We start from the raw sequence: 22,030 nt of genomic DNA on the forward strand, positions 1-22,030 counted from the left end.
GCGCGCCCGAGCCGCCCTCGTCCCCGTGGCCGGGCCGGACGCCACGAGCCGGACCGGCGCGGCCGATACCCCGACCGGTCCGCACGGACCGGACGCGGCGCACCCGTGCGTCGGCAGGCGCCGGCGTCCTCCGCCGTGTCAGGGGCGCACCCGCGCGTCCGACGCCGTCCGCCGGCGCCGCGCAGAGCTGCGAGCCCGCGTGCGCCGACGTCCCCCGCCTCGTCATGGCTCGACCCAGGCGACCGCGCTCGCCCGGGCCACGAGCGGACCGGTCCGCATGCCCCTGCTCACGACGGCGTCGCTCACGGAGACGGTCACCCAGTCCCCGCTGCGCGCGACCGTGACGTCCGCGTCCGGGCCCGCGACGCGCGCGGCGGTCGCCCGCACGCCGGACTCGTCGTCGCCGATCGCCGCCGCACGCGCACCCGCCCGGGCTGCGTCGGCGCACCGGAGCTGCGTGAGCGCCGACGCGACGAGGACGAGGAGCGCCACGAGGAGCAGCACGACCGCCGGCAGCACCACCGCGAGCTCCGCCGTGACGCTCCCGCGTTCGTGCGCCGCGTCGCGCCCCGCGGCACCCACGGCGGTCCGATCGCCCTCGCCACGCCGTGCGCTCACACCGACAGCGCTCCGCGGATCAGGCCCAGGAGCAGCCCCTGCACCTCACCGCTGCGCAGCACCACGACGAGAAGGCCCGCGAACCCGACGGCCGCGACCGTCGCGATCGCGTACTCCGCGGTGGCCATGCCCGCGTCCGCGCCCGCGAGGACCCGGCCCTGCACGACGCGCGCGACGGTCCGCGTGCGTCCTGCCCGCTGCGTCGGCGTCCCCTCGCCGGCGGTGGCGTCTCCGCTCGGGGGGACGGGTGCGGGAACGGGGGTGCGCCGCGTCGAGAGGTGGGCGGCGCGCGTCCGGGGACGGGGAGCCGTCGGCGCAGGACCGTGCCCGCCGGGTCGGGTGCGTCGGGCCGGGTGGAGATCGGTGGTGGTGCGCATGGCAGTCCTCCTTCGGGGGCGCCCTCGCGGCGCCTCGTGGATCCCACGGTGGCGTCCGTGCGCGCCACGCGGACCGGGGGAACCCGCCGCCGCCCACCGCGCGCGCCGCGACGAGGGCTGGGGGTGCACCGGGTCTCGGCGCGCGTCGATCTGACCCGCGACCGGCGAGCGGCTACCGGCACGACCTCCGAGCGCTCCGACGCCTGTCGACGTCCGACGCCGCAACCCGCCTGCACGCTTCAGCGGCACGCACGACCGACGCCGCGCTCACCTGCGCCCTTCAGCGGCCCGCACGGCCGATGCCGCAGCCTCACCGGTGCCGGTCAGCGGCCCGCACGGCCGACGACGCAGCCCCTCTGGTGCCCGTCAGCGGCCCGCGTGCCCGGCGCCGGACACAGCGACGCCCGGTCCACCCCCTGGACCGGGCGCCGCCTTCACGGGCGTGCTCACAGGTCAGGACCCGGTGCACCGCCCAGCCTCGTGGTGCCCGGTCGGGGCAGATGACGGGGTCGCGGCTCGCCGGACACCGCCGGTCTTCGTCGAGGGGGGACGTCGTGAGCCGCAGGGGTCGTGCCGGGACGTGCTGGCGGCGAGCAGGGTTCCCACCGGGTCACCTCCCTCGCGTCGTCGCGCCGATGCGACAGCGGCAGGTTATGCAAAAGCCGCAGACCCGGCAACGTGTGTCTCGCGCGGGAGGGTGGGGAGCCCCTCAGCCGAGGAGCCCGCCCGCGAGCGACAGGACGACGGGCACGAGCCCGAGCAGCACGAACGCCGGGAGCAGGCACAGCCCGAGCGGCAGCACGAGCCGGACGCCGAGACGCCCGGCGGCCTCGCGCGCGGTGCGCCGCCGGTCGCGGTTCACCTCGTCCGCAGCGGCGCGCAGGCGCGGTCCGGGCGCCGCCCCGGAGGTCCACGAGTCCGCGAGGCACTCCGCGACCGGTGCGAGGCGGGACGGCGCACCCGCCCACGCCGCCGACCATCCCGCACCCAGCACGAGCGCCCGGGCAGCGGCCGTCAGCGCGGCGCCGTCGTCGCCACCGACAGCGGCCCCGACCGCCTGGACGGCGCGCGGCAGCGCCGCCCCGGACGCCACCGCGACCTCGAGCAGGTCGAGGACGAGCACGACGTCGACGCCTCCCCCGGCACCGAGCGCGTCGTCCTCCGCATCCCGACCGAGGACGCCGCCGACCGGGCCCCCGTTCCTGTAGCCGTTCCTGTAGCCGTTGCCGTTCCGGTTCCCGCCACCGTTCGCGCCCCTGTTCCCCGCGAAGCGCTCGCACCGCCGCGCCACCGCAACGACCCGCGCCGACCGCCCGGCGCTCCAGGGCGCCCGCGCGAGCGCCACGAGCAGCGCGACGACGGCCGCGATGACCCCGACGCTCACCGGTCGCCCGAAGCCTGGGCGGTGGCGACGAGCCGCCGCGTCCACACGTGACCCGCGCCGAGCAGCACCGCGCCGACGAGCGCGGACACCGCACCCGGCCCGCCGTCGAGCAGCACGCCGAGCGGGTCGGCCCCGAGCGCCGCCCCGAGCACGACGCCCAGCACGGGCAGCCAGCGCAGCACCGTCGCGGTCGACCGCGGACCGGCGAGGGCGGCGCCGCGCTCGCCCTCGAGCTCCTCGTCGCTCGCGAGCGTGCGCGCGACCCGGTCGAGGACCGGACCGAGCGGCGTCCCGAGCTCGGCCGCGAGCCGGCCGGCGGCGACGACGGCGCGCGCGCGGCGCACGTGCTGCTCGCGCACGTGCGCCGCGTTCGTCCGCAGGCGCGCTCGTGCGGGCACGAGGTCCGAGAGCGCCGGCACGCCGTGCGGCCCGACGACCGTCCCCGTGACCGTGAGCCACGCGTGCGCCGGGGAGCTGCCCGCCCGCAGCGCCGACGCGACACCGGTGACGGCCGCGCCGAGCTCACCCGTCTCGAGCAGGACCCGGTGCGGCAGCGCGCCGCCCGCCCGGTCCACGCCCGCACGGCCCCGGGCGCCGCCTCGCACGCGATCTCCCCCGCGGCCCAGCACCGTCGCCGACCGACCGCGCGGCCCGACGGCGGCCAGCACGGCGAGCGCCACGACGAGCCCCGCCCATCCGGCCGTCACGGCGCACCGACCCCGAGCCCGAGCCGGTCGGCGAGGACCGGCCACCCCGGGCCGCGGACCGCGACGCCGCCGGTGACGTCGACCGCGATCTCGACGCGCAGCTCGCCGTCGCCGTCGCGCCGCACGACGCCGACCTGCGCGAGGTGACGCAGCGGACCGTTGCGCCGCACGTGGAGCACCGCGTCGAGCGCGCTCGCGGCCTGCGCGGCGACGGACGCCCGCGACATCCCCGCGAGCGACGCGAGGGCCTCGAGTCGGGCGGGGACATCGGTCGCGGTGTTGGCGTGGACGGTCGCGCACCCGCCGTCGTGCCCGGTGTTGAGCGCGGTCAGCACCTCGCGGACCTCGGCGCCGCGGCACTCGCCGAGGACGATCCGGTCGGGCCGCATGCGCAGCGCCTGCCGCACGAGGTCCGCGAGGTCGACGCCCCCCGCGCCGTCGACGTTCGCGTGCCGCGCGAGCAGGTGGACCACGTGCGGGTGCGCCGGCGCGAGCTCGCCCGACTCCTCGATGCACACGATCCGCTCGTGCGCGGGGACGAGCGAGAGCAGCGCCGCGAGGAGCGTCGTCTTGCCGGTGCCGGTCGAGCCGGAGACGAGGAAGCTCGCGCGCGCGTCGACCAGCGCCCGCAGGACCGGCGCGAGCGCGGGCGCGACGCTCCCGGACGCGACGAGCTCGGGCAGCGTGAAGGCGCGCCGCCGCAGCACCCGGAGCGACAGCAGCGTGCAGCCGCCGGCGACGGGCGGCAGGACGGCGTGCAGGCGCGTGCCGTCCGGCAGCCGGGCGTCGACCGTCGGGCTCGCGTCGTCGAGCCGCTGGCCGCCGACGGCCGCGAGCCGGACCGCGAGCTCCCGGACGCCGTGCACGGTCCCGAGGTCGACGGGCGTCCGCTCGAGCCGCCCGGAGCGCTCGACCCACACCTCGTCGGGCGCGTTGACGAGCACGTCGGTCACGTCGGGGTCCTCGAGGTACTGCTGGAGCGGGCCCGCGCCGAGCAGCTCGGCCCGCACGGCGCGCTCGAGGTCGACGATCGCGCGGCTGCCGAGCACCGTCCCGGACGCGCGCAGCGCTGCGGCGATCTCGCCGGCGTCGGGTGCCGCACCGCGCCGCGCGAGGCGGTCCCGCACGTCGTCGAGCAGCGCGGGGTCGACGGACGGCCGGGGGTCGACGCTCCACCCGGGGTCCACGAGCTCCCCGGACCGCCCTGCCCGCGGCGCACCGACGAGCTCCCGGGGCCGCCCGGTCCGCACCGCGTCGACCGGCCCGTCCGACCGGTCCGCGTGCGTCGCGTCGAGGCGTTCACCCGTCCCGTCCGTGCGCGCCGTGCCGACGAGCCGCGCTCGTCGGCCCCCGGGCAGGCTCACAGCTCCGCGGCCAGCCGCGCGACGGCACGCCGCAACGGGCCGCGCCGCAGCGCCGGGCCGGCCGGTCCGCCGCCTCGTTCGCACGCCGCCGCGACCGCCCGGTCCGCGGGCATGGACACCCCGATCGGGAGGTCCACGACGTGCGCGAGCTCGAGCGCGCTCAGGCCGCCCGGCGCGGGCCCGCGCACGACGAGGCGCACGTCCTCGACGGACTCGACGAGGGCGGGGCGGAGCGCCAGGGCACCCGCGACCGCCCGCAGGTCGCGCGGGACGACGAGGAGCACGAGCCCGCAGAGCGCGAGGACCTCGGACCGCTCGGCCACGTCCGCCCGGTCGAGGTCGAGGACGACGTGGTCGACCTCGGCGGCGAGCGCACCGAGCACGTCGCCGACTGCGGCGGAGGGCGGGGGGCCGGGACGGGCCCGGTCGGCGCTCAGGACGGTGCAGCCCGACCAGCTCGGCAGCAGCGCCACGAGCTCGGCGCCGGCGACCTCGCCGCGCGCCCCGGCGAGGTCGGGCCAGCGCAGCCCGTCGGCGCCCTCGAGGCCCACGAGCACGTCGACCCCGCCGCCCGCGCGTTCCAGGTCGACGAGCGCCGCCGACCCGCGCCGAGCGAGGCGGTGCGCGAGCGCGGCCGCGAACGTCGAGGCTCCCGCACCGCCTCGCGCGCCGACGACGCCCACGACGACGCCGGCGGGACGCAGCGACCCCGCCCCACCACCGGTCGACCGGACGACGTGGGCACCTGGACCCCGGAGCACGCCCGGCGGCGCGCCGGTCACCTCCGGGTGCGGCCGACCGTCCCGCACGAGCCCTGCGTGGGCGTGCGACTCCTCCGCGAGCACCCCTGAGCTGGGAGCGAACACGCCGACCTCCTCCGCGTCCGCGGCGGGCCCGACCGACCCACTCGCGGTGGCCGATGCTGCACGCCCCGAGCGCCCGGAGACGGCCGCGCTGCCCAGCGGCTCGACTCGCACGGGGTCGGAGCGGGCTGGGGGTGGCCCGGCGGCGCGTCGGTGGCTGCGGCTAGGCTCACCGGCGGCGGGCGACGAGAGGCACCTGGTCAGGTCATGGACGAGAACGGATCGGACGACGCGGTCCCGGCGGGCTCCGGCACCGCCGGCGACGACGCGCGCGACACCACCCCCGCGACCCTGCCCCCGGCGCAGGCGTCGGCGCACCGGCCGGTGTCGTCGCACCCCGTCCCCCGGCCCGGCGCCGCAGCGTTCTTCGACCTCGACAAGACGATCATCGCGACGTCGTCGGCCACCGCGTTCTCGCGTCCCTTCCTCGCGGGCGGCCTGCTGACCCGGCGAGCCGTCGTGCGCACCGCGATCGCGCAGTTCCTCTACCTCGTGGGCGGCGCCGACGCGGTGCAGACCGAGCGGCTGCGCGCGAACCTGGCGCAGACGGTGACGGGCTGGGACGTCGCGCAGGTGTCCTCGATCGTCGAGGACACGCTGCACGAGTCGATCGACGCCGCGGTCTACGCCGAGGCGGTCGCCCTCATCGAGGAGCACCACGCCGCCGGGCGTGACGTCGTCGTGGTGTCCGCGTCGGGCGCCGAGGTCGTGCGCCCGATCGCCGCCGTGCTCGGGGCGGACCACGTCATCGCGACCCGGATGAGCGTCGTCGACGGCCGGTACACCGGGGCGATCGACTTCTACGCGTACGGCGAGAACAAGGCGCTCGCGATCACCGAGCTCGCGGCCGAGCGGGGCTACGACCTCGCCGCGAGCTACGCGTACTCCGACTCGATCACGGACGCGCCGATGCTCGAGGTCGTCGGGCACGGGTTCGCGGTGAACCCCGACCGCGCGCTGCGCCGCCTCGCGGCCGAGTCCGGCTGGGGCGTGCTGACGTTCAGCCGGCCCGTCGCGCTGCGCGCGCTCATGACGCCGCCGCGCACCGTCGTCGCCGGGCTGGCTGCGGCCGCTGCGGTAGCGGTGGGCGTGCTCGCCTGGCACCTGGTGCGCCGGGGTCGTCGCGGCTCCTGAGCCGCTGGCCCGTCGGCGTGCGTCGGCGGCACGGAGCCCGTCGGGGACCGGCCTTCCGGGCGACGCCGCCGTGCCCGGTTCGTCCCCCGCGTCCGCGCCTCGGACCGGGCGTCCATCCAGTGACCGCCCGGTCGGCGCCGTGACCGGCGCGGACGCCCCCGCTCTTCCCCTGCGCACCGGGCGGGAGTACGAAGGACCCACGACAGTCGGACCCGCAGGGGACCCACGCGCGATCGTCCACGCATAGGACACGTCGACCGGGCTCGCCCGTAGCGACGACGCAGTTGCACGCCTGCTACCCCTCCGGTCCGTTGTTCGGCGACGGCGTCCTCACGGGCGCCGTCGTCCATGTCCGGCCGCCCGCCGGCCCCTCCCGCACCGCCGCAGTCGCCGTGCGTCCGCCTCAACCGCCGGTCGTGAGCCGTCCCGCGAGCACCGCGTCCGCGACCGTCCGGGCCTCGCGCGCCCCGTCGACCGCGCCGCGGGCGCAGAACGCGACCCAGCCCGCGAGGCCGTCGGGCGTGCCGGTCGCGAAGCCGGCAGCCGCGGACAGGTACGGGTTGGGCGCCGACGACCACGCCTGCTCGGGGACGAGCGAGCCGGTCGGGTCGAGTCCGCGAGAGGTGAGCACGAGCCGCGACAGCGCGCGGGCGACGAGCCCGTTGCCCGCGACGAAGGGCCGCAGCGCGAGCACCTCCCCGTGCACGACGGCCGCGACCACCAGCGCGGGCGCTCGCGTCTCGCGCAGCACCCGGTTGAGCAGGTCGAGCCGGCCGGCGACCTCCGCGCCCGACGGCGCCGCGCCGAGACCGCGCAGGTCGAGCGGCACCTGCGTGGTGCGCAGGCGGCCGAGGTCGTCGTCGGCGACCCAGCCGCGTCCGGCCGCGGCGTGCAACCGCGCGGCGAGCTGACCGAACGGCGGGAGCGCCGCGGCGCCGCGCGCCCCGAGCTCGGGCATGAGCCGCTCGACCTCGGCCGCGACCCGGAGCGCCCCGGCCGCGACGGCGACGTCGGGGGCCGACCGGGCGCCCGGTGCGGGCTCGGCGGCCGCCTGCGGCGCGAGGCCGGGCGCGGCCGTGCCCCGCGGGTCGCGACCGGGTCCCTCGCCCACGGCGAGCGCCCGCACCACGTCGAGCGGCACCCGCGCGCCGTCGAGCGCCGCGCTGCCGCGCGCGGATCGCAGGCCGGCCTCGGCCCGCACCTCGCGCCAGCGCCGCCGGTACGCCTCGTGCCAGCGCAGCTCCTCGCACGCGCGCCGCGCGGCGTCGACGGACTCCGCGACGCCGGGCAGCGCCGCGACGCCGGCGAGCGGGTCGTCGGCGAGGGTCCTGGGGGCGGCCGGCTCGTGCACGGCGTCACCCTACGGCGCGTCGTCGGCCCGCCGGCCGCCGCGGGCGCCCACCACGCCACGGTGCAGCGCGACACCCGGGCCGGACGGGTCCGCGCTCCGTCAACCGCCCCCAGCCCACGCGCCACGCCCTGCCCTGCATGTCCCGACCGCACCCCCGCCACGCCGCACCCCGCCTCGACCGACGACGACGCCGAGGACCGGACACAATGGCGGCATGGTCTCAGCGCCGAGCGTGTCGTCGTCCATCACCGCCCGCCTCGAGGTCCTGGCCCGCCCCACGGCGGTCAGCGAGCTCACCACCGCGATCGAGCGCGAGGGCGGCATCGTCACGGCGCTCGACGTCACGGCGTCGGGGCACGAGCACATGACGGTCGACGTCACGTGCGCCACGCGCGGCGAGGAGCACGCGGGCGACATCGTCGAGGCGCTGCGCGGGCTGCCGGGCGTCGTCGTCGACCGGGTCAGCGACCGCACGTTCCTCATGCACCTCGGCGGCAAGCTGTCGATCGAGTCCAAGGTGCCGCTGCGCAACCGCGACGACCTGTCGATGGTCTACACCCCGGGCGTCGCGCGCGTGTGCCAGGCGATCGCGGCCCACCCGGAGGACGCCCGGCGCCTGACGATCAAGCGCAACACCATCGCGGTGGTCACGGACGGCACCGCGGTGCTCGGCCTCGGGGACCTGGGCCCGCTCGCCGCGCTCCCGGTGATGGAGGGCAAGGCGGTGCTGTTCAAGCGGTTCGCGGACATCGACGCGTTCCCGATCGCGCTCGACACGACCGACGTCGACGAGATCGTGGCCACGGTGTGCGCGATCGCGCCCGTGTTCGCGGGGATCAACCTCGAGGACATCTCGGCGCCGCGCTGCTTCGAGGTCGAGCGGCGGCTGCGCGAGCGCCTCGACATCCCGGTGTTCCACGACGACCAGCACGGCACCGCGATCGTCGTCGTCGCCGCGCTCACGAACGCGCTCAAGGTCGTCCGCAAGCAGCTCGGGGACGTGCGGATCGTGCTCTCGGGCGCGGGTGCCGCGGGCACGGCCGTGCTCAAGCTGCTGCTCGCGGCGGGCGCGCGTGACGTCGTGGTCGCGGACATCGACGGCGTGGTCCACGCCGGGCGCCCGGACCTCGCGCCGCAGCTCGTCTGGACCGCGGAGCACACGAACCCGCGCGGCGTCACGGGGACCCTGCGGGCGGCGCTCGCGGGGGCCGACGTGTTCATCGGCGTCTCGGCGCCGGACGTGATCTCGGGCGACGACGTCGCGACGATGGCGCCGGACTCGATCGTCTTCGCGCTCGCGAACCCCCGCCCCGAGGTCGACCCGGACGACGCCGCGCAGCACGCCGCCGTCGTCGGGACCGGGCGCAGCGACTTCGCGAACCAGATCAACAACGTGCTCGCGTTCCCGGGAGTGTTCCGCGGCCTGCTCGACGCGCGCTCGCACAAGGTCACCGAGAGCATGCTCCTCGCGGCGCCGACGGCGCTCGCGTCGGTCGTGACCGAGGACGAGCTCAACCCGACCTACATCGTGCCGAGCGTCTTCAACCCCGAGGTGACGACGGTCGTGGCGGCCGCGGTCGAGAACGCGGCCCGGACCGCGGCGGGCGAGCCCCCGGCGCACCGCTGACGGCCGCCCGCCGCCCGCCCGCCGTGAGCGCCTGACCGAGCACCGCGACGCCGATGACGGCAGCCGAGACGACGGGCAGCGCCCCGATCCCCCCGCCGGCGACGACGGCGGAGGCCAGACCCGCACCGGCGGCGACCCCGAGGTTGAACAGCACCGGGATGAGCGCACCGGCGAGCGTGCGCCGGCCCGGTCCGGCGAGCCGGAGGATCAGCGTCTGCGCGAGCGCCGGGAGCGCCCCGGACACGGCGCCCCACAGCACGACGACGGTCACCCCGACGACGGGGTGGGCGTCGACGAGCGTCAGGGCGAGCACCGCGCCCGCGGTGGCGAGCGAGCTGAGCAGGAGCGCGGCCGAGGTGCGCGTGCCGTAGCGGCCGGCCGCCGCGATGCCCAGCGCCGAGGCGGTCCCGAACACCAGCAGCAGGGTCGCCGTCCCGCCGGGCAGCGCCGCCGCGGGCCGCTCCGTGAGCCGGGTGATGTAGGTGAAGGCGCCGTAGTGCCCGACCAGCACGAGGGCGACCAGCGCCGTCACGACGAGCATCGGGTCGGTGACCACGCGCGGGCGCCGGGCGCCGTCCGGACGGGCCGCGGGACCACGCGGTGCCGCGGCGGGGCGCGCCGCCGCGGGGTGCGGTGCGGCGACGACGACGGCGCGCACGAGCACGGCCGCGACGAGCGCGAGCCCGCCGAGCACTCCGAACGGCACCCGCCAGCTCGTGGCGACGCCGACCAGGCTCGCGCCGGAGGTGCCGAGCACGGTTCCCAGGGTCGCGCCGCCGAGCACCACCGCGACGGCGGGGGCGAGCCGGGAGTCGGGGACGATGTCGGCGGTGTGCGCGTTGATCGTGGCCCACAGCAGGCCCACGGCGAGCGCCCCGACGAGCCGGGCACCGACCATCCACCCGTAGTCGGGCGCCGCGGCGCTCAGCCCGCTCGACGCGGCGAGGAGCACGAGCGCGGCGGCGACGACGGTCCGCCGGTCCCGGCGCGCGACGAGCCGCACCAGCGGGAAGCTCGCGACGACCACGACGCCCGCCCAGAGGGACACGAGGAGCCCGACGCGGGGCGCGTCGACGCCGAGGCCCGCGGCGAGCTGCGGCAGGAGCGCCGTCGGCAGCATCTCCGCGGTCACCATGAGGAACGCGGCGGCCCCGAGCACGACCAGCGACGGCCACGGGAGCGGGTCCGCCGGCCGCGGGTCGGCGGACGCGGAGGCGGCCGGGGACGGGTGCTGCACGGACCTCGCGTCGCTCATGTCTCGGACGCTAAACTCTGACACTGATGTCAATGTCAAGCCCGGAGGCCCCCGCACATGAAGATCGGCGAGCTCGCCGCCCGGGCCGGGGTGTCGCCGCGCCTCGTGCGGTACTACGAGCAGCAGGAGCTGCTGGCACCGGCGCGCTCGGCCAACGGCTACCGCAGCTACACCGAGGAGCACGTCGAGCGGGTCGAGCGCATCGCCGGCCTCGTGCAGTCCGGCCTCCCGACCCGCCTCGTCAAGGTGCTGCTCGACATGGAGGACGCGGCCGCCGCCGAGCACCCGACGTGCCCGCGCACGGTCGCCGAGCTGCTCGCGCACGAGCTGAGCGGGCTCGAGGACCGCATCCGCTGCCTGACGCGGAGCCGCGACACGATCCGCGAGTTCCTGGTGCGGACCGAGCACCAGGCCGTGCTCTCCGAGGGCTGAGCCCCACCGCACCCCTCAGCCGGTCAGCGCCGCCTCGACGCGGTCGAGCAGCGCGTCGATCGTCTCGTGGTCGTACCGCTCCGCGCGCCACCCGGCCGCGCGGAACCGGACGGTGCGGACCTCGTGGGCGGTCAGCTCGGGGAGCACGCCGCGGCGCCGGTCCTCCAGGGCGCGGGCCGCGCGCTCGAGGAACGCGTCGACGTCCGCGGTCACGTATCCCGAGCCGCGGCGCGTCACCGGGGGGACCGACGCCCGCAGGGTCGCCGCGTCGATCCCGCGCGCGGCGGCGTACGCCTCGAGCACCGTCCGCGGGCCGCGCGGGCCAGGCTGCGCGTGCTCGCCGTGCAGCCTGTGCTGGCCGGGCTGGCCGGGCGCGCTCTCGTGGGCGGACCGGGCCGCCTCCGCGAGCGCCTCGGCGACGAGGTCGAGGAAGTCGTCGACCTCGTCCTGGTCGTAGCCCTCGCGGAACTTCGTCGGTCGGAACCGCACCGCCTCGACGTGCTCGGGCGTGAGCGGCGCCTCGGGCGGCCGGCCCGCCGCGAACGCCCCGAGCGTCGTCGCGACCCGTTCCAGGAACGCGTCGACCTCGTCGGGGTCGTAGCCCTCGCGGAACGAGGTGCGGGTGAACCGCACCTCCCGCACGTCGCCGGCCGACAGCGTCACGGCGGCTCCTCTCGCGCTGGGTGGTCGTCCGATCCTGCCAGCCGCACCCGGCGACGGCAGGACCGGGCGCCACCCGCGCGCCGGCGTGTCAGCCCCAGGCACGCCCGTACTGCGGCGGGGTGAGCGCCGTCGCGTCGACCCCGAGCTCGTGCGCGGCACGCAGCGGCCACGACGCGTCGCGCAGCGCCACGCGCCCGAGCAGCACGGCGTCCGCGGCGCCGTCGACGAGCACCTGCTCGGCCTGGTGCGCGGTCGTGATGAGCCCGACGGCCGCGACCGGGACGCCCGACGCCTCGCGCACGGCCCGCGCGGCCGGCACCTGGTAGCCGGGGCCGACGGGGATCGGCGCCGGGACGTTGCCGCCGGTCGAGACGTCGACGAGGTCCACGCCGTGCCCCGCGAGCTCCTTCGCGACGAGCCCGACCTCCTCGACCGTGAGGCCGCCCTCGGCCCAGTCCGTCGCGGAGAAGCGCACGAGCAGCGGCTTGTCGTCGGGCCAGACGGCCCGGACGGCGTCGGTCGTCTCGACGAGGAGCCGCGAACGGTTCTCGAGCGAGCCGCCGTACTCGTCGGTGCGCGTGTTCGACAGCGGCGAGAGGAACTCGTGCAGCAGGTACCCGTGCGCGGCGTGCAGCTCGACGACGTCGAACCCGGCGGCGAGGGCACGGCCGGCCGCGGCGGCGAACTGGCCGGGCACCGCCTCGACCTGCGCGTCCGTCAGCTCGGCGGGGGCCTCGAGCCCCGGGTAGGCGACGGCGGACGGCCCGACGCTCGTCCACCCGCCCTCGGACGCGGGCACGGTGCCCCGGCCGGCGGCGAACGGCGAGTACGTCGAGGCCTTGCGCCCGGCGTGCGCGAGCTGGACCCCCGAGTACGAGCCGCGGGCTCGCACGAAGTCGGTGATGCGCGACCACGCGGCGACCTGCGCGTCGTTCCACAGCCCGGTGTCCTGCGGGCTGATCCGGCCCTCGGGGACGACCGCCGTCGCCTCGGCGATCACGAGCCCGAACCCGCCGGCCGCGCGCGCGCCGAGGTGCACGAGGTGCCAGTCGTCCGGCAGCCCGTCGGTCGCGGAGTACTGGCACATGGGGGCGAGCCAGGCGCGGTTCGGGAACGTGGTGCCGCGCAGGGTCAGCGGCTCGAAGAGGAGGGTCACGGCCACCGCAACGCCCGGACGCGCGACGCGATTCCCCGGGTCGTGCCCGGGCTTTCGTCCCAGGGCCGACGCCGCGGAGGGCGGCACGCTGGACGCATGCTCACGATCGCCGAGGCGACGGACCACCACGCGCAGGCCGCGGTCGCCAAGACCACGCTCGCGCGACGCCCGCTCCCCTACCTCGTCCAGACCATGCTCGCCGGCGCGTACATCGGCATCGGCGTGGTGATCCTGACGACCGCGGGCGGCCCGCTCGCGGTCGCGGGGTCCCCGTGGGCGCCGCTCGTGCAGGGCCTCGTCTTCGGGGTCGCGCTGGCCGTCGTCGTGGTCGCCGGGGGCGAGCTCGCGACGTCCGCCATGATGATCCTGACCCAGGGCGCGATGCGCGGCACGGTCTCCTGGGGCCGCGCCGGGGCGACGCTGCTGGCGTGCCTCGCCGGCAACCTGCTGGGCGCGATGGTGTTCGCGACGGTCGTGCACCTGTCCGGCGCGCTCGGCCCGTCCACCGCCGCCGGGCAGACGATCGCCCGGATCATCGAGCACAAGGCCGCCGAGACCGGGACGCAGCTGTTCTTCCGCGGCGTCCTGTGCAACCTCATGGTGTGCCTCGCGGTGTGGTGCGCGGCGCGACTGCGCAGCGAGGGCGCGCGCCTGGTGATGATCTTCGCGTGCGTCGCGGTCTTCATCACCTCGGGGTTCGAGCACGTGGTCGCGAACATGACGACGTTCTCGTTCGGCCTGCTCGGCGGGCTGCCGGGCGCGACGTGGCTCGAGTTCGCGCGCAACGTCAGCCTCGTCGGCCTCGGCAACCTCGTCGGCGGCGGCCTGCTGGTCGGCGCGGCGTACGCGTACAGCGCGCGGCCGGCCACCGGGCTGCTCGCCGCGTCGCTCCCGCCGGCCGCGCCCGCGCCGGTGCCCCCGGCGGCGCCCGTCCGCGTCGAGCCCGCCGTCGCGGGCGTCGGCCCGGTCGTCGCCGTCCCGAACCCCGACGTCCAGGGCGGCGACGCGCGCACGACGCCCGGTGCGGCGCCGCGCGAGGTGCGGGAGCCCGCCCTACCGTGAGTCCGGACGGTGCCGCTCGACGGCGCTGCTGACGCACGAAGGAGCGGCGATGAGCACCTCCGACCCCCGCACCGGGAGCACGCCCCCCGGCACCGACGGCCCCGCTCCGGCGGCCCGCGCGGCTGACGAGCGCGACGACCTCTTCCCCGGTCCGCACGCCCCGCGCCGCACCGGCCCGGCGGGCCACCTGCTCGGCACCGTCGTCGGGCTCGTGCTCGTGCCGTCGGCGCTCGCGGTCGCGCTCGTCGGCGAGTCCCGCATCCTCGTCGCGCAGACGGACGGGTGGGACGCGTCGACCGACGCCGTCGGCATCGTGCTCGTCTCGGTCGGCGTCCTGCTGCTCGCCGCGACCGTGTACCTCGGGGTCTGGTCGCCGACCGTGCCGATCGTCGGCGGGCTCGTCACGGCCGTCGCGGGCGGGGTGTTCCTGTACGCGCCCTCCCTGGCGCGGGAGACAGTCCTCGCGGTGCTCGACGGCACGAGCTGGCGCACCACGGGCGGCACCGCGACGGTCGCCGCGACGTCGGGCACGGTGCTGCTGACGGGGGCGCTCGTGCTCGTCGCGGGGCTCACGGCGTGGCAGTCGCGGCGGCGCGGCAAGGCGATCGGCGACTGGCGCGCGCGGCACGGGGCGCACGCCGCCGAGGCCGACCGGGCGGCGGCCGACCGGGCGGCGGCCGACGCCTCCTGAGCTGCCGCCCTGCGGCCCCGGGCCAGCGTCGTCGGGCACCCGTCCCGCGACGTGGAGCCACGGCGGCCGCACGGACGAGCCGGGGCGGGACAGGGCCGCGCGAGGGACTTTCGTCCTACTAGAGTGCGACGGACGGGACGCCCCGTCCCTTTCGCACCATCGTCGCTGCGCAGGAGGTAGATCGTGGCTCAGGCCGCCGAACCCACGAACCCCGAGCACCCGGACATCGAGAACCTCCTCACGGAGGACCGCCGGTTCCCGCCGGACCCCGAGTTCGCGGCCCAGGCCAACGTGCACCCCGAGGTCTACTCGTGGGCCGCCGCCGACCGCCTCGGGTTCTGGGCCGACCAGGCCCGCGAGCTGATCACGTGGTCGACACCGTTCTCCGAGGTCCTCGACTGGTCCGGTGCGCCCGTCGCGCGCTGGTTCGGCGACGGGAAGCTCAACGCCGCGTACAACGCGGTCGACCGGCACGTCGAGGCCGGCAACGGCGACCGCGTCGCGCTGCACTTCGAGGGCGAGCCCGGCGACTCCCGCGCGATCACCTACGCGGAGCTCCAGCGCGAGGTCTCCCGGGCCGCGAACGCGCTCACCGAGCTCGGCGTCGGCACGGGCGACCGGGTCGCGATCTACATGCCGCTCGTCCCCGAGGCCGTCGTCGCGATGCTCGCGTGCGCCCGGATCGGCGCCCCGCACTCCGTCGTCTTCGGCGGCTTCTCCGCCGAGGCCCTGCACTCGCGCATCCTCGACGCCGAGGCGAAGCTCGTCATCACCGCCGACGGCGGCTACCGGCGCGGGTCCGCGAGCGCGCTCAAGCCCGCGGTCGACGAGGCGCTCGAGAAGGGCGCCCCGACGATCGAGCACGTGCTCGTGGTGCGCCGCACCGGCCAGGACGTCGCCTGGACCGAGGGCCGCGACGTCTGGTGGCACGACGTGGTCGACTCCGCGAGCGACACGCACGCGCCCGTCGAGGTCGAGTCCGAGCACCCGCTGTTCATCCTCTACACGTCGGGCACGACCGGGAAGCCCAAGGGCATCTTCCACACGACCGGCGGGTACCTGACCCAGACGGCGTTCACGCACCGCGCGGTCTTCGACCTCAAGCCCGAGACCGACGTGTACTGGTGCACCGCCGACATCGGCTGGGTCACCGGGCACTCGTACGTCGTCTACGGCCCGCTCGTGAACGGCGCGACGCAGGTCATCTACGAGGGCACGCCGGACACCCCGGACAAGGGCCGCTGGTGGAGCGTCGTCGAGAAGTACAAGGTCTCGATCCTCTACACCGCCCCGACGGCGATCCGCACCTGCATGAAGTGGGGCGAGGAGATCCCGGCGGCGCACGACCTGTCGTCGATCCGCCTGCTCGGCTCGGTCGGCGAGTCGATCAACCCGGCGGCGTGGACCTGGTACCGGCGTGTCATCGGCGGCGACAAGGCCCCGATCGTCGACACGTGGTGGCAGACCGAGACCGGCGCGATCATGATCTCGCCGCTCCCCGGCGTCACGACGGCCAAGCCGGGCTCGGCGCAGGTGCCGCTCCCGGGCATCGCGGCCGACGTGCTCGACGACGACGCGCAGCCGGTGCCGAACGGCTCGGGCGGCTACCTCGTGCTGACCGAGCCGTGGCCGGCGATGCTGCGCGGCATCTGGGGTGACGAGGAGCGGTTCCGGGACACGTACTGGTCGCGGTTCCCCGGGCGGTACTTCGCGGGCGACGGCGCGAAGAAGGACGAGGACGGCGACATCTGGCTGCTGGGCCGCGTCGACGACGTCATGAACGTCTCGGGCCACCGGCTCTCGACCACCGAGATCGAGTCGGCGCTCGTCTCGCACCCGATCGTCGCCGAGGCGGCCGTGGTGGGCGCGAACGACGAGACGACGGGCCAGGCGGTCGTCGCGTTCGTGATCCTGCGGACCGAGGAGGGCGACGCCGCGCAGGCGTCGGGCATGGACGTCCAGGCCGAGCTGCGCACGCACGTCGCGAAGGAGATCGGGCCGATCGCGAAGCCGCGCAGGATCCTCGTCGTCCAGGAGCTGCCCAAGACCCGCTCGGGGAAGATCATGCGGCGCCTGCTGCGGGACGTCGCGGAGCACCGCGTGGTCGGCGACGCGACGACGCTCGCCGACTCCTCGGTGATGGACCTCATCACCGCGGGCCTGAACACCCCGTCGGCGTCGAGCGCGGACTGAGCCTCCACGCCCGTCCCGGAGCCCCGTCGTCCCCCGGACGGCGGGGCTCCGCCGTGCCGGGCGGCGGCTCCTCGCGAGGGCTCGGGAAGCCTTTTCCCAGGTCAGGAGCGGGGGCCGACGAGGCCGCGTCACCGGGCCGCTGTCCACCGTTGTCAGGGGGTCCGTCTCAGGACCGCCGAGGTCCGGGCGCCTAAACGCTTAGTCCGTGGAGCGGCCCGAGAAACCGGTGATAGGCAGACCCCCGACGCACCCCCAGGTGCGCGGCACGACGGGCTGTCCCCGTCAGCAACGACGCAGAGCCGCCATCGTCGCTGACGCGCCGCCGTGCCCACGAACATGGCGCTGGGAACGAGGAAGTACATGAGGAATCGACTCTGGGTCGCCGGCGCACTCGCCGCCGCGCTGATCCTCCCCGTCGGTGCCGCCACGTCGGCGGTCGCCGCCGACCCCGTCGGTCTGCACGTCTCGAACGGCCGGCTCGTCGAGCGCAACGGCACGCCGTTCGTCTTCCGGGGCGTCAACCACGCCCACACCTGGTACGCGACGCAGACGCAGTCGTTCGCGGACATGGCGAGCCTCGGCTCGAACTCCGTCCGCACCGTGCTCTCCAACGGCGACCGCTGGACCAAGAACGACGTCGCCGACGTCAAGAACGTCATCTCGCTCGCCAAGGCCAACAAGATGATCTCGATCCTCGAGGTCCACGACACGACCGGCTACGGCGAGCAGTCCGGCGCGACGACGCTCGCGAAGGCGACCGACTACTGGATCTCCGTCAAGGACGCCGTGGTCGGCCAGGAGGACTACGTCCTCGTCAACATCGGCAACGAGCCCTACGGCAACAACGCGACGACCAACGCGAGCTACGTCGCCGACAACCAGGCCGCGATCAAGCGCCTGCGCGCCGCCGGCATCAAGAACACGATCGTCGTCGACGCCCCCAACTGGGGCCAGGACTGGGCCGGCATCATGCGCGACAACGCCGCCGCCATCTTCGCCGCCGACCCCGACGCGAACACCGTGTTCTCCGTGCACATGTACGGGGTCTACGCGCAGGCGTCCACCATCAAGGCGTACATGGACGCGTTCCAGGCCAAGAAGCTGCCGCTCATCGTCGGCGAGTTCGGCTTCGACCACTCCGACGGCAACCCCGACGAGGACACGATCCTCGCGGAGTCGCAGGCACGCGGCATCGGCTGGCTCGGCTGGTCGTGGAGCGGCAACGGCGGCGGCGTCGAGTACCTCGACCTCGTCACGGGCTTCAACAAGAACGCGCTGTCCCCGTGGGGCACCCGCCTGTTCAACGGCGCCAACGGCATCAAGGCGACCGCGAAGACGGCCACGGTCTTCGGCGGCCCGACCCCGACCCCCACGCCGACCCCGACGGTCACCGTGACCCCGACCCCGACGCCGACGGTCACCGCGACGCCGACCCCCACGGCCACCCCGACGCCGACCCCGACCCCGACGCAGGGCACCGGCGCGTGCTCCGCGACGCTCACGGTCGGCAACAGCTGGGGCGGCGGCTTCCAGGCCTCCGTCACCGTCACGGCCGGCCCGAAGATGATCGGCTCCTGGTCGACGTCGTTCGCGCTGCCCGCGGGCAGCACCGTCTCCCAGCTGTGGAGCGGCTCGCACTCCGCGTCGGGCGGGACGAGCACGGTGAAGAACGCGGCGTGGAACGGCCTGCTCAACGCGGGCGGGACCACGACCTACGGCTTCATCGGCGCGGGCACGGCCCCGACCGGCTCCGTGCCGGTCGCGTGCACCGCGGGCTGACGCACCCCGGCTGACGCCAGGTCAGCGACACCGCACGACACCGGCGGCCCGGTCCCGATCCCTCGGGGCCGGGCCGCCGGCGTGCGGGGCGGGGCGGGACGGGACGGGCACGGTGCAGGTCGGACGCGACGTCCGGGACCGGCGCCGTGGTGAGGCGCCGGCGCCGCCACGCCGGGGCGGCGCCGGTGTCGGCCCGGCGCCGCGACCGACGCCCGCGGTCAGAGCCCGAGCGCGCGCCGCAGGTTCCGCACGGCCTCGCGCCCGGCCCGGTTCGCGCCGACGGTCGACGCGCTCGGGCCGTACCCGACGAGCTGGAGCCGTGGGTCGGCGGCGACCTGCGTGCCCTCCATGACGATCCCGCCGCCGGGCGCACGCAGGCGCAGCGGCGCGAGGTGGTCGAGCGCCGAGCGGAACCCCGTCGCCCAGACGATCGTGTCGGCGCGCACGTAGACCGGCACGTCGTCGGGCACGGACCCGACCTCCCAGCGGGCGCCGCGCGGCACGAGCCGGGCGAACATCGGGCGGCGCGCGAGGACGCCCGACGCGATGCCCGCGCGGTAGGCGTCGGTGAGCGGCAGCCCGGTGACGCTCACGACGCTCTCGGGCGGCAGGCCCGCCGCGGTGCGCTCGGCGACGCGCGCGACCGCCTCGCGCCCGAGCTCGGGGGTCAGCGCGGCGTCGTCGATCCACCGGGGCTCGCGCCGCGTGACCCAGGTGGTGCGCGCGGCGACGTCCGCGAGCGCGAGGAGCAGCTGCACCGCGGACGTCCCGCCGCCGACGACGATCACGCGCTCGCCCGCGAGGTCGGCGACGTCGTGCACGTCGCGGGAGTGCAGCTGGCGGCCGCGGAACGTCGACCGCCCGGGGTAGGCGGGCCAGAACGGCTTGTTCCAGGTGCCCGTCGCGTTGACGACCGCGCGCGTGCGCCAGGTGCGGGCCCGCGGTCCGGGGTCGACGCGGCGCCGCGGCCCGTCGTCGACCCCGGCGTCCGCGCGCACCGCCACGCCCGAGGACTCGACCGTCTCGACCGCGAGCAGCCGGTCCGGCCCGCCGACGTCGCGCACCGCACGCACGTGCACCGGCCGGCGGACGTGCAGCGCGTGCTCGGCCTCGTACGCCGCGAAGTAGGCGCTGATGACGTCCCGGGCGAGCGCATCGGGGTCCGCGTCCGGGAGCACCGAGCCCGGCAGCTCGTGGACGCCGTGGACGTGCGCCATCGTCAGCCCGGCCGCGCGGTGCTGCCACGCCCCGCCGGGGGCGGCGTCGGCGTCGAGCACGACGAACGTGCCGCGCCCCCCGGACCGCGCGCGGCCCGACTCGGCGTGCGGGACGAACCCGACGCGCCGCAGGTGGAACGCCGCGGACAGCCCGGCCTGGCCGGCGCCGATGACGACGACGTCGACGTCGGGCGGGAGCGGCCGGGTCGTGGGCCCGGCCTCGGTCTCGGCCTCGCCCACCGCGGGCCCGGCCTCCCCCACCGCGGGCCCGATGAGGTCATCCGTCGTCGCGCCGCTCACACCGCTCCCCCGAGGCCGTCGAGCCAGGCCCGCACCGCGCGCCGCCCCCGCAGCCGGAGCACGGGCACGGTCCCCTCGGCGGCGAGCGCGCGGTACCGCTCCTGGGTGCTCCCGTAGCGCGTCCAGCTCCAGAGCACGATGTTGTGCTCGGGGTCGCGCGCGACCATCCCCGACCAGAGCTCCCGGTTGCCGTGGCAGACCTCCTGCCGCGTCACGGCCCGCACGAGCGTCCGCCGCACGACCTGCGCCATGACGAGCCACCGGGGATGGTCGAGCCACACGACGAGGTCGACGTCGTCGAGCAGCGACCCGACGCGCGTCGTCCAGTTCCCGCACGCGACCCAGCCGCCCGGCGCCTGCTCGACCCGCTCCCGCAGCTCCCGCAAGCCGTCGTCGATCTCGCGCAGCTGCCAGCCCGGGAGCCAGAAGACGTCGTCGAGCTCGAGGTGCGGGACACCGAGCCGCGCGGCGGCCTCGCGTGCCGTCGTCGTCTTGCCCGCGCCGCTGATCCCCACCACCCGCACGCGGCGGGGCAGGGTCGTGGGGGGCACTGCCCCAGTCTCCCACCGGGACGGGCACCGACCCGAGGAGACGCCGCGGGGGACGTGTGCAGGTCGCGCCGCCGGGCGGGCAGGCTGCACGGTGCCTGGCCCGAGAGCGGCGGTCGGTGCCAGGGTGGGCGCCGTGCACCTGCGACCGACGTACCCGATCACCACGAGGCGCCTGCTCCTGCGCCCGCTCACCGAGGCGGACCTCGACGCGATGCTCACGTACCGCGGGGACCCGGAGGTGTGCCGCTACCTGCCGTTCGAGCCGATGACGCTCGAGGTGCTGCGCACGCGCCTCGCGGGCGACTGGGCGCGCCACGAGCTGACGGCGGAGGGGCAGACGCTGACGCTCGGGGTCGAGGAGCGCGGCACCGGGCGGCTCGTGGGCGACGTCGTGCTGTTCTTCCACAGCGTCCGGCACGCCGCCGGGGAGATCGGCTACGTGCTGCACCCCGACGTGCGGGGCCGCGGGTACGCGAACGAGGCGGCGGCCGCGCTGCTCGGCCTCGGCTTCGACGGTCTCGGCCTGCACCGCGTCGTCGCCCGGCTCGACGCCCGCAACGGCGCGTCGGCGCGGCTCGCGGCGCGGCTCGGGCTGCGGCACGAGGCGCACTTCGTGCGCAACGAGCTGTTCAAGGGTGAGTGGTCGGACGAGCTCGTGTTCGCGATGCTCGCCGACGAGTGGCCGGCGTCGGCCGCGGCCACGACGGCGCGGGCGGCCTCGCGGTGAGCGCGCTCCTGGACGACGCCCGGCGCGTGGTCGAGGGCGTCGACCCGGACGGGCCCGGCCCGGCGGAGATGCGCGCGGCCGTGCTCGCGTACCTCGACGCGCACGGCGAGGCCACGATCGGCCGGGAGCTCCCCGAGCACCTGACCGCGAGCGCGTTCGTGCTCGACCCGTCGCTGACCCGGACGCTGCTGTGCTTCCACCGCAAGGGCCAGTTCTGGGTCCAGCCCGGCGGTCACGTCGACCCCGACGACGCGGACGTGCTCGCCGCCGCGCTGCGCGAGCTCCGCGAGGAGACCGGGGTCACGGACGCGGAGGTCCCGTCGGCCCGCGCGGCGGACCTCGACCGGCACGCGCTCGGCGACGGCTTCGGGCGGTGCGCGTGGCACCTCGACGTCGGGTACGTCGTCCTCGCCGACCCTGCCCGTGCGGTCGCGGGGAACGACGAGAGCACCGACGTCGCGTGGTGGCCGGTCGACGCCCTGCCCGACGAGGTGCCGCCCGGGCTGGGTGACCGGCTCGCCCGGGCGGCGGCGTTCGTCCGCGCCGTGCGGTCGTCGCCCGGGCGCTGAGGGTGGGGGC

General features: G+C 76.7%; 21 protein-coding genes. 9 read left to right on the forward strand and 12 right to left on the reverse strand.

Features of this window, described 5'->3' with window-relative positions:
- Positions 1–222: 222 nt before the first annotated feature.
- From CCE01nite_RS02125 to ssd, 6 genes are all read right to left on the reverse strand, one after another.
- The gene (locus tag CCE01nite_RS02125) at positions 223–618 is read right to left on the reverse strand and encodes a TadE family type IV pilus minor pilin (RefSeq protein ID WP_246056283.1); all 396 of its coding nucleotides are present in this window, start codon (positions 616–618) and stop codon (positions 223–225) included.
- Positions 615–995, reverse strand: coding sequence for a DUF4244 domain-containing protein (locus CCE01nite_RS22570; RefSeq protein ID WP_034630035.1), 381 nt, complete (start codon positions 993–995; stop codon positions 615–617). The genes CCE01nite_RS02125 and CCE01nite_RS22570 overlap by 4 nt, the downstream gene beginning before the upstream one ends.
- Before the next feature lie 709 nt (positions 996–1,704).
- Positions 1,705–2,379: a type II secretion system F family protein gene (locus CCE01nite_RS02135; protein ID WP_052104153.1), complete on the reverse strand. Its 675-nt coding sequence runs from the start codon at positions 2,377–2,379 to the stop codon at positions 1,705–1,707.
- Positions 2,376–3,086, reverse strand: coding sequence for a type II secretion system F family protein (locus CCE01nite_RS02140; protein WP_141371911.1), 711 nt, complete (start codon positions 3,084–3,086; stop codon positions 2,376–2,378). The genes CCE01nite_RS02135 and CCE01nite_RS02140 overlap by 4 nt, the downstream gene beginning before the upstream one ends.
- Entirely contained in the window at positions 3,083–4,273 is a 1,191-nt protein-coding gene (locus CCE01nite_RS02145; RefSeq protein WP_141371929.1) for a TadA family conjugal transfer-associated ATPase, read from the reverse strand. The genes CCE01nite_RS02140 and CCE01nite_RS02145 overlap by 4 nt, the downstream gene beginning before the upstream one ends.
- A 173-nt stretch (positions 4,274–4,446) precedes the next feature.
- A complete protein-coding gene (ssd, locus tag CCE01nite_RS02150) occupies positions 4,447–5,316 on the reverse strand; it encodes a septum site-determining protein Ssd (RefSeq protein ID WP_246056285.1) in 870 nt (289 codons plus the stop codon).
- Positions 5,317–5,520: 204 nt separating this feature from the next.
- On the opposite strand from ssd, the gene CCE01nite_RS02155 reads away from it, so the two are divergent.
- A complete protein-coding gene (locus CCE01nite_RS02155; RefSeq protein ID WP_141371912.1) occupies positions 5,521–6,447 on the forward strand; it encodes an HAD family hydrolase in 927 nt (308 codons plus the stop codon).
- Between the two features lie 403 nt (positions 6,448–6,850).
- On the opposite strand, the gene CCE01nite_RS02160 is transcribed toward CCE01nite_RS02155, so the two are convergent.
- Positions 6,851–7,798 (reverse strand): Fic family protein, encoded by a 948-nt coding sequence (locus tag CCE01nite_RS02160; RefSeq protein ID WP_141371913.1) that lies wholly within the window; start codon positions 7,796–7,798, stop codon positions 6,851–6,853.
- A 214-nt stretch (positions 7,799–8,012) separates the two neighbouring features.
- Between CCE01nite_RS02160 and CCE01nite_RS02165 the strand changes: the two genes are divergently transcribed.
- On the forward strand, positions 8,013–9,425 hold the full coding sequence (locus CCE01nite_RS02165; RefSeq protein WP_141371914.1) for an NAD-dependent malic enzyme: 1,413 nt from the start codon (positions 8,013–8,015) through the stop codon (positions 9,423–9,425).
- Here CCE01nite_RS02165 and CCE01nite_RS02170 read toward each other — a convergent pair.
- The gene (locus tag CCE01nite_RS02170; protein ID WP_141371915.1) at positions 9,340–10,680 is read right to left on the reverse strand and encodes an MFS transporter; all 1,341 of its coding nucleotides are present in this window, start codon (positions 10,678–10,680) and stop codon (positions 9,340–9,342) included. The two genes, CCE01nite_RS02165 and CCE01nite_RS02170, sit on opposite strands and share 86 nt — an antisense overlap.
- Before the next feature lie 57 nt (positions 10,681–10,737).
- Between CCE01nite_RS02170 and CCE01nite_RS02175 the strand changes: the two genes are divergently transcribed.
- On the forward strand, positions 10,738–11,112 hold the full coding sequence (locus CCE01nite_RS02175; protein WP_141371916.1) for a MerR family transcriptional regulator: 375 nt from the start codon (positions 10,738–10,740) through the stop codon (positions 11,110–11,112).
- Positions 11,113–11,127: 15 nt separating this feature from the next.
- On the opposite strand, the gene CCE01nite_RS02180 is transcribed toward CCE01nite_RS02175, so the two are convergent.
- Positions 11,128–11,775, reverse strand: coding sequence for a DivIVA domain-containing protein (locus CCE01nite_RS02180; protein WP_170223928.1), 648 nt, complete (start codon positions 11,773–11,775; stop codon positions 11,128–11,130).
- An 88-nt stretch (positions 11,776–11,863) separates the two neighbouring features.
- Positions 11,864–12,931 (reverse strand): NADH:flavin oxidoreductase/NADH oxidase, encoded by a 1,068-nt coding sequence (locus CCE01nite_RS02185; protein ID WP_174774672.1) that lies wholly within the window; start codon positions 12,929–12,931, stop codon positions 11,864–11,866.
- A 96-nt stretch (positions 12,932–13,027) separates the two neighbouring features.
- On the opposite strand from CCE01nite_RS02185, the gene CCE01nite_RS02190 reads away from it, so the two are divergent.
- The 4 genes from CCE01nite_RS02190 (at position 13,028) to CCE01nite_RS02205 (ending at position 18,656) form a co-directional block, all read left to right on the forward strand.
- Positions 13,028–13,993 carry a formate/nitrite transporter family protein gene (locus tag CCE01nite_RS02190; RefSeq protein ID WP_141371919.1) on the forward strand — a complete coding sequence of 322 codons (966 nt, stop codon included), beginning with the start codon at positions 13,028–13,030 and terminating at the stop codon, positions 13,991–13,993.
- Positions 13,994–14,042: 49 nt separating this feature from the next.
- Positions 14,043–14,684 (forward strand): hypothetical protein, encoded by a 642-nt coding sequence (locus CCE01nite_RS02195; RefSeq protein WP_141371920.1) that lies wholly within the window; start codon positions 14,043–14,045, stop codon positions 14,682–14,684.
- Between the two features lie 183 nt (positions 14,685–14,867).
- Positions 14,868–16,877 carry an acetate--CoA ligase gene (gene acs, locus CCE01nite_RS02200; RefSeq protein WP_141371921.1) on the forward strand — a complete coding sequence of 670 codons (2,010 nt, stop codon included), beginning with the start codon at positions 14,868–14,870 and terminating at the stop codon, positions 16,875–16,877.
- 360 nt (positions 16,878–17,237) lie between these two features.
- The gene (locus tag CCE01nite_RS02205; protein WP_141371922.1) at positions 17,238–18,656 is read left to right on the forward strand and encodes a cellulase family glycosylhydrolase; all 1,419 of its coding nucleotides are present in this window, start codon (positions 17,238–17,240) and stop codon (positions 18,654–18,656) included.
- A 218-nt stretch (positions 18,657–18,874) separates the two neighbouring features.
- Here the strand turns inward: CCE01nite_RS02205 and CCE01nite_RS02210 are convergent, their stop codons facing one another.
- Positions 18,875–20,173: an NAD(P)-binding domain-containing protein gene (locus tag CCE01nite_RS02210; RefSeq protein WP_246056287.1), complete on the reverse strand. Its 1,299-nt coding sequence runs from the start codon at positions 20,171–20,173 to the stop codon at positions 18,875–18,877.
- Complete coding sequence (locus CCE01nite_RS02215) at positions 20,170–20,724, reverse strand: P-loop NTPase family protein (protein ID WP_141371923.1); 555 nt, start codon at positions 20,722–20,724, stop codon at positions 20,170–20,172. Before CCE01nite_RS02215 ends, CCE01nite_RS02210 begins: the two co-directional genes overlap by 4 nt.
- A gap of 133 nt (positions 20,725–20,857) precedes the next feature.
- On the opposite strand from CCE01nite_RS02215, the gene CCE01nite_RS02220 reads away from it, so the two are divergent.
- Positions 20,858–21,451 (forward strand): GNAT family N-acetyltransferase, encoded by a 594-nt coding sequence (locus CCE01nite_RS02220; protein WP_141371924.1) that lies wholly within the window; start codon positions 20,858–20,860, stop codon positions 21,449–21,451.
- Positions 21,448–22,020: an NUDIX hydrolase gene (locus CCE01nite_RS02225; RefSeq protein ID WP_246056289.1), complete on the forward strand. Its 573-nt coding sequence runs from the start codon at positions 21,448–21,450 to the stop codon at positions 22,018–22,020. Before CCE01nite_RS02220 ends, CCE01nite_RS02225 begins: the two co-directional genes overlap by 4 nt.
- Positions 22,021–22,030: the final 10 nt, after the last annotated feature.

It is taken from the genome of Cellulomonas cellasea, assembly GCF_006538745.1.
GTDB classification, from domain to species: Bacteria; Actinomycetota; Actinomycetes; order Actinomycetales; family Cellulomonadaceae; genus Cellulomonas_A; species Cellulomonas_A cellasea.

What these genes read in the sequence shown, in the direction of transcription:
- CCE01nite_RS02170 (WP_141371915.1), bottom strand. Translation starts at nt 10,680, where the DNA reads ATGAGCGACGCGAGGTCCGTGCAGCACCCGTCCCCGGCCGCCTCCGCG.
- CCE01nite_RS22570 (WP_034630035.1), bottom strand. Translation starts at nt 995, where the DNA reads ATGCGCACCACCACCGATCTCCACCCGGCCCGACGCACCCGACCCGGC.
- CCE01nite_RS02205 (WP_141371922.1), top strand. Translation starts at nt 17,238, where the DNA reads ATGAGGAATCGACTCTGGGTCGCCGGCGCACTCGCCGCCGCGCTGATC.
- CCE01nite_RS02165 (WP_141371914.1), top strand. Translation starts at nt 8,013, where the DNA reads ATGGTCTCAGCGCCGAGCGTGTCGTCGTCCATCACCGCCCGCCTCGAG.
- CCE01nite_RS02175 (WP_141371916.1), top strand. Translation starts at nt 10,738, where the DNA reads ATGAAGATCGGCGAGCTCGCCGCCCGGGCCGGGGTGTCGCCGCGCCTC.
- CCE01nite_RS02195 (WP_141371920.1), top strand. Translation starts at nt 14,043, where the DNA reads ATGAGCACCTCCGACCCCCGCACCGGGAGCACGCCCCCCGGCACCGAC.
- CCE01nite_RS02190 (WP_141371919.1), top strand. Translation starts at nt 13,028, where the DNA reads ATGCTCACGATCGCCGAGGCGACGGACCACCACGCGCAGGCCGCGGTC.
- CCE01nite_RS02155 (WP_141371912.1), top strand. Translation starts at nt 5,521, where the DNA reads ATGGACGAGAACGGATCGGACGACGCGGTCCCGGCGGGCTCCGGCACC.